Here is an 11,952-nt window from a genome sequence, read left to right as displayed (position 1 = left end):
GTAATGCGAAATATATTTCTGACTATGTGTTTTCTTATGGGCTATTGGTTACAAGGATGTGCCTATTATGTCTATGATACTCATACCGCTTATGGCCTGAACAGGGTTGATACGGAGGAGTACTTAGGGCCAATAGATACCGGCTACGACTCTCCGATCACCAGCCCGGTACTTAGTTTTGATAATGGTGTGCAAGTTAAGTTCATGATCCCTGGTATATATAATCATCCACGAAAGAAAACGGGTATTGACTATCTGGATGATATTAACATAGAGATTTTTATAACATCACGAAAAGCAGGGATTTCTCTGGATGTACAAAATATGGTGTTGGACCAGTATCGAACCGGCAGAAAGACTCCCCTTCGATTCCTAGAGAAGAAACGTTACCCAAGTTTGGAGAAAGGGAAGGAAGGGGTATTGGTTTGTAGATATTCTGATTCCGAAGAGGCTTTCTCTGATTTTTATCAAGGGGAGCGTATCGAGTTGCCCTATCGAGAGACTGGCTTAAGTCTGGTCAAAGTCGGAGTGCTAATAGTAGACCCTGATATACTCTGTGGTGAATTAGTTGCTATGAATATCAATTTTGTCGGAGATGATGGATACTTCACTATTAATCTGCCATTTATAGATGATTCAGGGAGAAAGGAGTATACGGTGTATTTTTATCCGGTGGGAATACGATACACTATGAAGTAAACCATTATGATTTAGTTTTAGGTAATTAGTTGTCTTTTGAGGTGTAGAATGAAATTTAAGCTGTTATTGATTTTTTGTGTGTCTATGCTGTTTGCTGGATGTGCTTCTGTACCTACTGAAAGTACTGAAGTTACAAATAAAGCTAAACAGTTTACTACTCCTTCTGATGGGCATGCCGGTCTGTATATATATCGGCATGGCAATCTAGGTGGAGCGCTGAAGAAAGATGTTTTTGTTGACGGTGACTGTATTGGCGAAACAGCCCCTAACATTTTCTTCTATCATGAAGTTAAGGGAGGGCAGAAGCACGCAATATCCACGGAGTCTGAATTTTCTCCTAACGACTTAGTACTAGAGACAGAGACTGGCAGAAACTATTTCATAAAACAGTATATAAAACTCGGGGTTTTTGTTGGTGGTGCTGGTCTAGAGCATGTTGAAGATAAAAAAGGGAAGGAAGTTGTAACTAAGCTTGACATGGCAAAGAAAGGTCGATGTAGTAAATGATCGCTGAATAGCATGTATGTTAGTTAGGGCAGGAGGCTTATTTTAGCTGAATTTGATATGCTTATTCTAATGGCAGAGTGCTGGGAACATTTTTGTGCATTTTAATAAGTGAAAACAGGACAGCCAGATCTTTTTGATGTTTCGCACAGCCTTGACTAGGCTTTGAAATACCCATCAAAGCTCAGTCAAGGTTGGTTATGACCACAGCCCGTCGCCAGTTGATAGATGCTGAAAGTACGCCCTTTTACCACGTGATTAACCGTTGCGTCCGAAGGGCGTTTTTGTGTGGTGAAGATGCACTGTCGGGGCGCAGTTACGAACATAGGCGTGGCTGGATAGTGGATAAAATCAGGCAGTTGTCGTCAATATTCTGCATCGACGTTTGCGCTTATGCGGTCATGAGTAATCACTACCATTTGGTGCTCAAAATCGACCTTGCTACGCAACAATCGTTGTCGCCATTTGAAGTCATTGAGCGTTGGACAGGGCTCTTTAGTGGCAATCCTGTGGCGGCAAAGTTCCTCAAGGGCGATAGTCTCTCAGAAGGTGAGCGAATACTGTTGGATACACTACCCAATAAGGTGTTATAGTCATGCGCTTCTTGTTACTAATTGTTGTTCTTTTGAATCAATTTGCTTGTGTGGCAATTGAAAGCAAGTCAACTTCAGATTTTTTTACGCCATTGATTTTTTCTTGCTTAAATGCATATGCAGCAAGTGGTGATGGGAAGGATATAGAAGAAGTTGATCGTGTATATGTAGTTTATGTTGATAGTGATGAATTTGTAGATGTATTTTTCTCGCATGGAGATACAGGTTCATTTGAAGATAGAAAAGATGATTATAAAGGTATTTTGTCTTGTAGCGGTGTTTTAGATGATGGGTTCAATATTTATCGGCTTCGCAATCCTCATATGTCGGAATATTTTATTGATACACGGGGTGTAGGTAATGGTGTCATCAATGTTGACACTTGTGGAGTCGCTAAGGAGCGCATGTATTTTTTTGAGTCTGGAAAAGTATTCTACCAAGGTGAGAAAATTTTTTATTGCCATTGAAAAATGAAGATACTTAACCTTAATGGCGAATAAAATGGAAAGGAATAAAAATGAGGATACCTAACTTTAATATCGCGTTAGTTAGCCTCCGACTATTGATACAGCGTCTTTACACTTAATGTAGACACCAATTTCGTCTGGATTATGTGGCATTAGCTCACCACAACTAAACAGTAATCCAATGATGATTAAGGGGTATTTTAGAGGTTCCTGGTATTTTATGGTGATAATCTTGAGTTTTGGACATCACTAGCGGCGTTTTTTGGCACCTTTAACGCGGGTTATCATACTCTATAAAAAGGATTATTTTCGTTTGTCTAGCTTTACCGTTAGTTTGGTGATGCATTTGTCCGAATCATTCGTCCAGCCTTGTTTTAAAGCCTTCTCTGTAAGTTCAAGAGCACTTTCAAGCTCCCCTTCCTTTTCAAGAATTATCGCCAGTTGTTTATAGCCAAGATGAGAAGGCATCATTTGCGGAGTGTCATAGCCAACAGGTGTATGGCCTAACAGTTCCTCAAATTTCTTCATGTTCATGCCATGTGGTTTAGGCGGCTTTTTGAAAGCACTCGCAGCTTGGCGTGAAATGGATATTTGTAGCAAACAAAGCTCTTTTGCTTTGTTGTAGTGCGCTGGATTCTGTCGAAGGCGGTAGTGATGTTTAATTAAGCCAGTTAGTGCTAAATGAATGTCTTTGTAATTTTTCCTTGGCTGGCTAAGAGCCTCTTTAACTGCTTGCTCGGTTTTGTCCCTAATGATGTCTTTAGCATCATCTTTAGCTACACATGCCAACACATCCAGAAAACAGCACTTATCTGTTTCACAATACGATTTGCCAACCAGCTTTGCATAGAGATAACGTGCGCCAGACGGGTAACCCATTGGCTGATAGTCGCGTGAGATTTGGTCACGTTGAGCAGGCGTTAGTGCTGTGTTCCACCACTCTTTTAGTTCGTACTTATCGAGAATATCCATATTCGGTTTTACAGTTGGTGACGAGTAGTCAACTATAAGGCATTTATCGATGGGAAGAGAGAGGAAAGGATAGTGATAAAGGCTATATCCCAGAAACAACAAAGGCTTAGCTAAATTGAGTTAGCTAAGCCTTCGAAAAAGTGGTGGCCCCTCCCAGACTCGAACTGGGGACCTAACGATTATGAGTCGTGTGCTCTAACCAACTGAGCTAAGGGGCCAGCTTAAGGTAATCGTCATCACCAGAAGCGGGACAGAGTATACGAAGTTTAATCGTGCTTGTCACCCGTGTTTTGCGCATTATTGATGTCATTGCTTTCAAGTGGTTATCTGTTAATCAGACTCGAGGCATAACGACAATAAAAAACCCCGCGTAGCGGGGTTTTTGTACAAAAGCTTGTTTACTCGTCCAGGAAGGACTTGAGGATTTCCGAGCGGCTCGGGTGACGCAGCTTACGCAGTGCCTTGGCCTCAATCTGACGAATACGTTCACGGGTAACGTCGAACTGCTTGCCCACTTCTTCCAGGGTGTGGTCAGTGTTCATGTCGATACCAAAACGCATTCTGAGGACCTTGGCTTCGCGGGCTGTTAGGCCTGCCAGCACTTCATGAGTGGCACTCTTGAGACTTTCGCTGGTGGCGCTGTCCAGTGGCAACTCGAGGGTAGTATCCTCAATGAAATCCCCCAGATGCGAATCTTCATCGTCCCCGATAGGGGTCTCCATGGAGATAGGCTCTTTGGCGATTTTCAGCACTTTGCGGATCTTGTCTTCCGGCATCATCATCCGCTCGGCCAGCTCTTCCGGAGAAGGCTCGCGTCCCATTTCCTGCAGCATCTGCCGCGAGATACGGTTGAGCTTGTTGATGGTTTCTATCATGTGTACCGGGATACGTATGGTACGGGCCTGGTCCGCGATGGAGCGGGTAATGGCCTGACGGATCCACCAGGTAGCATAGGTAGAGAACTTATATCCACGACGGTATTCAAACTTGTCTACAGCCTTCATCAGGCCTATGTTGCCTTCCTGGATCAGATCCAGGAACTGCAGGCCACGGTTGGTGTATTTCTTGGCGATAGAAATAACCAGACGCAAGTTGGCTTCAACCATTTCCTTCTTGGCACGGCGAGCCTTGGCTTCACCTATGCTCATGCGGCGGTTGATGTCTTTGATTGAGGCGATAGACAGGCCGGTTTCGGCTTCGATGGCTTCCAGCTTGGCGCGGCAACGCAGCACGTCTTCCTCGACCATTTTCAGGCCTTCGGCGTATGGCTTGCCGGAGTTCATCTCGGCGTTGAACCAGCTGATATCGGTTTCGTTGCCGGTGAAGAGCTTAACAAAGTTCTTCTTCGGCATTTTGGCCTGTTCAACACAAAGCTTGAGGATCAAGCGTTCCTGAACCCGCACTTTGTCCATCATGCTGCGCATGCTCTTGACCAGACGGTCAAACTGCTTGGGCACCAGACGGAACTCTTTGAAAATTTCGCCGATGTGGAACAGAGCCGCGACTGACTCGGGGTGATCGCGCCCCTTGAGTTCGATGAGCTTCAGTGAGTTTTCATAGACGGCACGCAGTTGGCCGAAACGCTCACGGGCTTCTTCCGGATCCGGGCCTTTGGAGCCTTCATCTTCGGAATCGCTGTCGTCATCTTCGTCATCGTCGTCCATATCATCTTCATCATCCAGATCATCATCGGACAATTCAGAACCAATATGGGTGGCGCTTGGGCCTACATCGTCTTCGTCGGGATTGACAAATCCAGAGATAATGTCGGACAGGCGGATCTCTTCGGCCTCGAACTGATCAAACTGTTCGAGGATCATGGCGATCGCCTGTGGGTACTCGGCGACTGAGCTCTGTACCGTGTTGATGCCTTCTTCGATACGCTTGGCGATCTGAATTTCGCCTTCGCGGGTCAGCAGTTCCACAGTGCCCATTTCGCGCATATACATACGCACTGGGTCTGTGGTGCGGCCCAGCTCGCTCTCGACTGAGGCCAGGGCGGCGGCGGCTTCCTCGGCGGCATCTTCATCCGTGCTGTCTTCCGACATCATAATGTCATCGACATCCGGTGCTTCTTCAAACACTCGGATACCCATGTCATTTATCATCTGGATAATATCTTCGATCTGGTCGGAATCGACCATATCTGCAGGCAAGTGGTCATTCACTTCTGCATAGGTTAGGTAACCTTGCTCTTTGCCTTTGGCGAGCAACAGTTTAAGTTGCGACTGCGGAGTTTGATCCATAGATATCATCCAAGTTGGGTAACTGTTACAACGATGGGCAGCGGCCTTGGGCTCTTGCCGCACAAATCGTCAATTATAGCCATGTGCGCATCCCTGTGCTAGTCCGGCGACCGGACCCATAAATTGAGAGAGCTCATTGGCGGCTTTTCATGGCCGCGATTAGCTTCTTAAGCTGTATTTTCTCTTCTTTAGTATGGGTCTGTTTCAGACTTAATTCCTGATAGCGCTGCTCAATGTATTGATTATTCAGCCATACCAGGGATTTTTTGAACTCTTGCTCCAGGTTTTCATCCGCCACTTGATGCTCCCATTGGGCCAGTTTTCTCAGGGCGGAAAATTCGTCCGTATCCCTGAATTGCTCAAGTAGTTGTGCGCTGTTCATCTTCTGGGCGCGAGTCAAATCCAGTAATTCGACCAGCAAGTCTATGCCGGCCATCTGTAAATGCTTGAGAGCCGGTTGGGGGATCAAATTCAGCCCCAACTGTGGGTGTTGTACCAGCAAGGCGACGGCGAGTCGCAGCGGTGTACCCCGGCCCTTAAGCGCTTTATGCCGGGCGGGGGCAACCCCTTGGGGGCCCTTGAATCCCAGCTTTTTCTTCAGATCATCTGCGCTGTTCATGCCGAGCCTGTGTGACAGGTCTTCGAGCAACAGATTTTGCAGCACAGTGTCTTGAATCTTTTCAATCAGGGCTATGGCCTGTTTCGCCAGGTTGCCCTTGTCTGTCCCGTATTTATTGGTCAGGGTATCGAATAGAAACCCTGTCAGTGTTTGCGCTTCATCTATCAAAGCTTCGAAGGCTTCTTTGCCTGTCTTGCGCACCATGGAGTCGGGATCTTCCCCCTGGGGCAAAAACATAAAGCGCACTGTATCGCCGGGCTTCAGCAGTGGCAGGGCGGTTTCCAGTGCGCGCCAGGCGGCTTCTTTACCGGCGTTATCGCCGTCGTAGCAGCAAACCACCTCTTTGGCGCTGCGCAGCAACAGCTGAAACTGTTCGGCTGTAGTCGAGGTGCCCAGAGAGGCTACCGCATAATCGACCCCAAATTGAGCCAGCGCCACCACGTCCATATAACCTTCGACAATCAGCACTTGCCGGGGTTCTCTGTGGGCCTGCTTCAGCTCATACAGACCGTAAAGCTCATTACCCTTATGAAATATGGGCGTTTCCGGAGAATTCAAGTATTTGGGGGTACCATCTCCCAACACCCTGCCACCAAAGGCAATCACCCGGCCGCGCCTATCGCGGATCGGGAACATCAATCTGTCACGGAAGCGGTCATAACGCTTGCCGTTGTCGTTGCTGATGATCATCCCCGCAGTCAGCAGCTTGTCCTGCGACTCTTGCTGCGAGCGGTAACGGCTCAGTAGACCGTCCCAGCCGTCGGGGGCGAACCCAATGCCGAAGCGCTCGACAACCTGGTCTGATAACCCACGAAAGGCCAGATAGTCCAACACCTTCTGTTTGTCCTGGTGTTGCCTGAGCTGGCTTTGATAAAACCTGTTGGCCTCTTCCATCAACTGGTAGAGATCGCGGCTGAGCCCTTCGTCACGACGACGGTTGGGATTGTTCTCCCGCGGCACTTCCAGCCCCAGTTGGCTTGCCAGCTCCTCAATGGCATCGAGGAACTCGAGACGGTCATACTCCATGATGAAGTCAATGGCATTGCCATGGGCACCACAGCCGAAGCAATGGTAAAACTGTTTGTCTCTGCTGACGGTGAAAGAGGGTGATTTTTCACTGTGGAAAGGGCAACAGGCAGAATAATTCTTACCCGCTTTTTTAAGGGGTACCTTGTGATCGATAAGATCAACTATGTCTGTGCGAGCAATCAGCTCATTGATAAAATCACGAGGTATAGCCATCAGACTGAGTCATGCACCCTTGACCGATGTAAACAAACAAGCCGCGCAGAAGCACGGCTTGTTCATACGTGGAAACCCGCTTATTGCAGTTTGGCACGGATCTGGGCACTGATGGCACCCATGTCTGCACGACCCTGAACTTTGGATTTCAACGCTCCCATTACTTTGCCCATATCCGCCATGGTGCTGGCACCGCTATCCTGGATAGCGGCATCAATCAGCGCAGCGATTTCGCTTTCGCTCAGAGGCTGGGGCAGGAAAGTTTCAATAACTTGAATCTCTGCTGCTTCGGCTTCTGCCAACTCCGGACGACCCGCTGCCTCATATTGGGCAATGGCATCACGGCGTTGTTTCACCATTTTGGTCAAGACAGCTATTATCTGCTCATCATTCAGAGTTTCGCGGGTGTCCACTTCAATCTGTTTGATGGCAGCTAATGCCATACGAATCGTACCAAGGCGGACCTTCTCTTTGGCCACCAAGGCTTGTTTCATTTGGTCTTTTAGCTTATCTATCAGGCTCATAAGGAATTAGTATAAACGTACGCGACGTGCGTTTTCGCGAGAAAGCTTCTTGGCCAGACGCTTAACTGCAGCAGCTTTTGCACGCTTACGAGCAGTAGTTGGCTTCTCGTAGAATTCACGAGCACGCACGTCGGCCAGGATACCGGCTTTTTCACAAGAGCGCTTGAAACGACGCAGAGCTACGTCGAATGGTTCGTTTTCACGTACTTTAATAATTGGCATACGCCATCACCCCTTAGGTGTAAGTTTGTATTGAGTCAATCACTTGACCCAAGTGTATTTAAAATGGTGCGGAATTTTAAACCGACTGGCACTGGATGTAAAGTCCCTAAAGTAAATTCACTTTAGCCTACAACTGGAGAAATCTCTTGGTTAGGGGTAGAATTGGCGCCCCTTTTCAGGCGGAAAGATTTCATAGATGCGGGTTTTAGGTATTGAAACATCCTGTGATGAGACAGGAATAGCGGTTTACGACGAAGAGCAGGGGTTGTTGTCCCATGCTCTCTACAGTCAGGTTAAGTTACATTCCGACTATGGTGGTGTGGTGCCTGAGCTGGCATCAAGGGATCATGTGCGCAAAATAGTACCGCTGATCCGTGAGGCGCTGGCCAAGGCCGATACCCGTATCGAAGATCTCGACGGCATCGCCTACACCAAGGGCCCTGGCCTGATTGGTGCGCTTTTGGTGGGCGCCTGCGTCGGCCGTTCTCTGGCATTTGCCTGGAATAAGCCTGCAGTAGGTGTTCATCATATGGAAGGGCATCTGTTGGCGCCCATGCTGGAAGAGGATGCGCCTGAGTTTCCCTTTGTGGCGCTCTTGGTTTCAGGTGGTCACTCCATGCTGGTGAAGGTGGAAGGCATAGGCCGCTACGAAGTACTGGGTGAATCCATAGACGATGCGGCCGGTGAAGCTTTCGACAAGACAGCCAAACTAATGGGGCTGGATTATCCAGGAGGCCCAAGACTGGCCAAGCTTGCCGCCAAAGGGGAAAAGGCCGGCTATAAGTTTCCCCGACCGATGACCGACAGACCGGGATTGGATTTTAGTTTCTCAGGACTGAAAACCTATGCCGCCAATACCATAGCCGCCGAACCGGATGATGAGCAGACCCGCGCCAATATCGCCCGAGCCTTTGAAGAAGCCGTGGTCGATACCATGGTCATCAAGTGCCGCCGAGCACTGGAGCAAACCGGCTTCAAGCGCTTGGTCATTGCCGGTGGTGTCAGCGCCAACACCCGTCTGAGAAGCTCACTGGCCGAGTTGATGCAAAGCCGTGGTGGCAAGGTTTTCTACCCAAGAGGCGAGTTCTGCACGGATAACGGTGCCATGATAGCCTACGCTGGCTTGCAGCGCCTCAAGGCCGGCGAGCGTGAGCCGCTTGCGGTGAAAGGGCAGCCACGTTGGCCGCTGGATACCCTGGAAGCGATTTCCTGAAGCCCGGCTAACCCACCATCTGTAATACCTGAAAAGTAAAAGGCGCCACTGGCGCCTTTTACTTTTTGATAGCAGCTTTAAAAGCTGGCAGCCTTTGGCCCTATTTAGTGCGCTTTGAGCGCGACATCTTGGACTCTTCTCCCTTGAGCAGACGGCGAATATTATCCTTGTGGCGGATAATGATCAGCGTCGATAGCATGGCCACCGGCAGGGTAAATCTGTCATCCAGCCACCAGGTATATACAGGCGCCAAGAGCGCCGTTACCAAAGCCGCCAGTGATGAATAGCGGGTCAGCAATACCACCAATAACCAGGTGCCCATCAAACACAGCGCTAAGCCTTCACCTATGGGCGCCATGGCACCGAGTGCTGTGGCAACGCCTTTGCCACCCTTGAAGCCGAAGAAAATCGGGTATATGTGTCCCAGGCAGGCGGCAATGGCTATCACCCCAAGCCAGATGGCATCTATTCCCATCAGATAAGCGGTATAAGTTGGCAGGGCACCCTTGAGCATATCGAAGAAAAACACCATGGCGGCGGCCCAAGTGCCGCCGATGCGCAGCACGTTGGTGGCGCCCGGGTTGCCCGAACCCTTGCCTCGGGGATCCGGCAGGCCCTTGAGGCGGCATACCAGCACGGCACTGGAGATAGAGCCGAGCAGGTAAGCGGCCACAATCATAATTGGGGTCAGTACCATGGTACTCAAATTGGTTTCCTTACTCGTCTTAAGGTATTATCGCGCACACTGAAATATGCAGCCCTTGCCCGGATAACCCAAGGTGAAAATCTTTACCGTCAGCTGGCGGTTAAAAATCTCGGGTTCATCTTGTCCTTCAATGCCTTATCCTACTTAAGATCGGGCCAGGTAGAAAGGGGCTACAGTGAATATCTCCGGAACGGGGCGGATTATAGCGGTTTTATTGCCGATAGCTTATCTGACCTCAGGCCCGGCAGCTGCTAAGGGGGATTTTATGGACAGAGTGCTGATACGGGAATTACAGATAGAAACGGTTATCGGGATCTATGAGTGGGAGAAACAGGTACACCAGACACTGCTTATCGATCTGGATATGGCCTGGGATAACAGAGCCGCCGCCGACAGTGATGATTACAGCCAGGCGCTCTGCTATGAAACCGTTAGCAAGCGCCTCACCGCCCTGATCACCGAAAAGCCCATTGAGTTGATTGAAACCGTGGCCGAGATGATAGCCCATTGCCTGATGAGCGAATTTTCAGTGCCTTGGGTCAAGGTGCGGGTGATGAAGCCCGGCGCCGTTCCTTCGGCCAAAGCGGTCGGTGTTGAAATCGAGCGTGGTATCTAACGGCAATATGGCACATATCTACATCAGTCTGGGCAGCAATATCGACCCGGAACATTATCTGCGTGCAGCTATCAAAGAGCTGCACGCTGCGTTTGGCGAGCTGCAACTGTCATCGGTTTACGAGAGTGAGTCTGTGGGATTCAAGGGCAGCAACTTTCTCAACATGGTAGTGGGCGCTCACACCTCGCTCGATATTGCCGAAGTGGTGGCCTGTTTCAAGCAGATAGAGCTGCGTCATGGGCGTATTCCCGGGGCGAAAAAGTTTGCTCCGCGCACCTTGGACTTGGATCTGCTGCTCTATGATGACAGGGTCTGCCAGCAGCCGGTAGTTTTGCCCCGAGCCGAGATCCTGACCAATGCCTTTGTGCTTTGGCCACTGGCTGAACTGGCACCGCAAACCAAGCATCCACTGGCACAACTCAGCTACCAAGTGTTGTGGCAGGAATATGACAAGGCCAGCCAGAAACTCTGGCCTATCGCTTTCGATTGGGGCCTGTCGGCCTGATTTTTAAAGGACAATTATGGACACAATACAGGTCATCATCCTTGCCCTGATCCAGGGCCTGACTGAATTTTTACCTATCTCCAGCTCGGCGCACCTTATTTTGCCTTCCCAATTACTGGGTTGGGAAGATCAGGGACTGGCCTTCGATGTGGCGGTGCACATAGGCTCATTACTGGCGGTGGTGCTCTACTTTCGTACTGAAATCATCGCTATGCTGAACGCCTGGTTTGGCAGCATATTCAAGGGTAACCACAGTGCCGAGAGCAAACTGGCCTGGTGGATTATTCTGGCCACCATACCCGCGGTCGTTTTTGGTTTTATGGCCAAAGATCTGGTTGAAACCTATCTGCGGGGGCCCGGTGTTATTGCCATCACTACTGTGGTATTCGGTTTGCTGCTCTGGTGGTCGGACAAGATGGCACGGCTTGAGCTCACTGAGTATCAAACCGGCTGGCGCAAGGCATTGATGATAGGTTTCGCCCAAGCTTTAGCACTTATTCCCGGCACCAGTCGCTCGGGGATCACCATGACAGCGGCCCTGATGCTGGGGCTCAACCGTGAGGCGGCGGCGCGTTTCTCTTTTTTGATGTCGATTCCTGTGATCCTGGGAGCGGCGCTGCTGATGGGCAAAGATCTGCTCGACGGTGGGCATGTGATTGACTGGCAGGCCTTGATACTGGGCGTAGTGCTCTCTTTTGTGGCGGCTTATACCTGTATCCACCTGTTTTTGAAGATTATCAGCAAGATGGGCATGCTGCCTTTCGTGCTCTACCGTCTGGCGCTGGGTGCGCTTCTGTGCGGCTTTATCTTTCTGTGGAGCTAAG

Annotated in this window: 13 protein-coding genes, 1 tRNA gene and 1 pseudogene; 8 read left to right on the top strand and 7 right to left on the bottom strand. The window is 49.4% G+C overall.

Going from position 1 to position 11,952, the window contains the following annotated elements:
- Positions 1-3: 3 nt before the first annotated feature.
- The 4 genes and pseudogenes from HCX89_RS15155 to HCX89_RS15140 all read left to right on the top strand — a co-directional run bounded on the left by HCX89_RS15155 (position 4) and on the right by HCX89_RS15140 (position 2,263).
- Positions 4-699, top strand: a complete 696-nt coding sequence (locus tag HCX89_RS15155; protein ID WP_025011862.1) for a hypothetical protein — start codon at positions 4-6, stop codon at positions 697-699.
- Positions 700-747: 48 nt separating this feature from the next.
- Positions 748-1,206 carry a DUF2846 domain-containing protein gene (locus tag HCX89_RS15150; RefSeq protein ID WP_096140829.1) on the top strand — a complete coding sequence of 153 codons (459 nt, stop codon included), beginning with the start codon at positions 748-750 and terminating at the stop codon, positions 1,204-1,206.
- Between the two features lie 197 nt (positions 1,207-1,403).
- Positions 1,404-1,778: pseudogene (locus HCX89_RS15145) on the top strand (alpha-amylase family glycosyl hydrolase); the annotation flags it as partial.
- Between the two features lie 20 nt (positions 1,779-1,798).
- On the top strand, positions 1,799-2,263 hold the full coding sequence (locus tag HCX89_RS15140; protein ID WP_054744327.1) for a hypothetical protein: 465 nt from the start codon (positions 1,799-1,801) through the stop codon (positions 2,261-2,263).
- A 303-nt stretch (positions 2,264-2,566) separates the two neighbouring features.
- Here HCX89_RS15140 and HCX89_RS15135 read toward each other — a convergent pair whose 3' ends face one another.
- The 6 genes from HCX89_RS15135 to rpsU form a co-directional block, all read right to left on the bottom strand.
- Positions 2,567-3,235 (bottom strand): hypothetical protein, encoded by a 669-nt coding sequence (locus HCX89_RS15135; protein ID WP_025010512.1) that lies wholly within the window; start codon positions 3,233-3,235, stop codon positions 2,567-2,569.
- 141 nt (positions 3,236-3,376) lie between these two features.
- Positions 3,377-3,453 (bottom strand) — tRNA-Ile (locus HCX89_RS15130).
- 180 nt (positions 3,454-3,633) lie between these two features.
- Positions 3,634-5,481: an RNA polymerase sigma factor RpoD gene (gene rpoD, locus HCX89_RS15125; RefSeq protein WP_101059504.1), complete on the bottom strand. Its 1,848-nt coding sequence runs from the start codon at positions 5,479-5,481 to the stop codon at positions 3,634-3,636.
- A gap of 133 nt (positions 5,482-5,614) precedes the next feature.
- A complete protein-coding gene (gene dnaG / locus HCX89_RS15120; protein WP_167716568.1) occupies positions 5,615-7,342 on the bottom strand; it encodes a DNA primase in 1,728 nt (575 codons plus the stop codon).
- Between the two features lie 80 nt (positions 7,343-7,422).
- The gene (locus tag HCX89_RS15115) at positions 7,423-7,866 is read right to left on the bottom strand and encodes a GatB/YqeY domain-containing protein (protein ID WP_025010513.1); all 444 of its coding nucleotides are present in this window, start codon (positions 7,864-7,866) and stop codon (positions 7,423-7,425) included.
- A 6-nt stretch (positions 7,867-7,872) separates the two neighbouring features.
- The gene (rpsU, locus tag HCX89_RS15110) at positions 7,873-8,088 is read right to left on the bottom strand and encodes a 30S ribosomal protein S21 (protein WP_006080725.1); all 216 of its coding nucleotides are present in this window, start codon (positions 8,086-8,088) and stop codon (positions 7,873-7,875) included.
- Positions 8,089-8,284: 196 nt separating this feature from the next.
- Here rpsU and tsaD point away from each other — a divergent pair, with 196 nt between their 5' ends.
- Positions 8,285-9,301, top strand: coding sequence for a tRNA (adenosine(37)-N6)-threonylcarbamoyltransferase complex transferase subunit TsaD (gene tsaD / locus HCX89_RS15105; protein ID WP_107352740.1), 1,017 nt, complete (start codon positions 8,285-8,287; stop codon positions 9,299-9,301).
- Between the two features lie 100 nt (positions 9,302-9,401).
- Here tsaD and plsY read toward each other — a convergent pair whose 3' ends face one another.
- A complete protein-coding gene (gene plsY / locus HCX89_RS15100; RefSeq protein WP_025010514.1) occupies positions 9,402-10,007 on the bottom strand; it encodes a glycerol-3-phosphate 1-O-acyltransferase PlsY in 606 nt (201 codons plus the stop codon).
- Positions 10,008-10,272: 265 nt separating this feature from the next.
- Here plsY and folB point away from each other — a divergent pair, with 265 nt between their 5' ends.
- Genes folB through HCX89_RS15085 form a run of 3 tightly spaced genes read left to right on the top strand, consistent with a single transcriptional unit; the run spans position 10,273 to position 11,951 of the window.
- A complete protein-coding gene (folB, locus tag HCX89_RS15095) occupies positions 10,273-10,623 on the top strand; it encodes a dihydroneopterin aldolase (protein WP_025010515.1) in 351 nt (116 codons plus the stop codon).
- A 7-nt stretch (positions 10,624-10,630) separates the two neighbouring features.
- Positions 10,631-11,128 carry a 2-amino-4-hydroxy-6-hydroxymethyldihydropteridine diphosphokinase gene (folK, locus tag HCX89_RS15090; RefSeq protein WP_025887813.1) on the top strand — a complete coding sequence of 166 codons (498 nt, stop codon included), beginning with the start codon at positions 10,631-10,633 and terminating at the stop codon, positions 11,126-11,128.
- Between the two features lie 16 nt (positions 11,129-11,144).
- Entirely contained in the window at positions 11,145-11,951 is an 807-nt protein-coding gene (locus HCX89_RS15085; protein ID WP_025010517.1) for an undecaprenyl-diphosphate phosphatase, read from the top strand.
- The last annotated feature ends 1 nt before the right edge of the window (position 11,952 follow it).

The organism is Shewanella sp. Iso12 (genome assembly GCF_012030025.1).
Classification (GTDB): Bacteria; Pseudomonadota; Gammaproteobacteria; order Enterobacterales; family Shewanellaceae; genus Shewanella; species Shewanella algae.
Note: the sequence above shows the minus strand (reverse complement) of the source record. Positions and strands in the feature narration are given on the sequence as shown.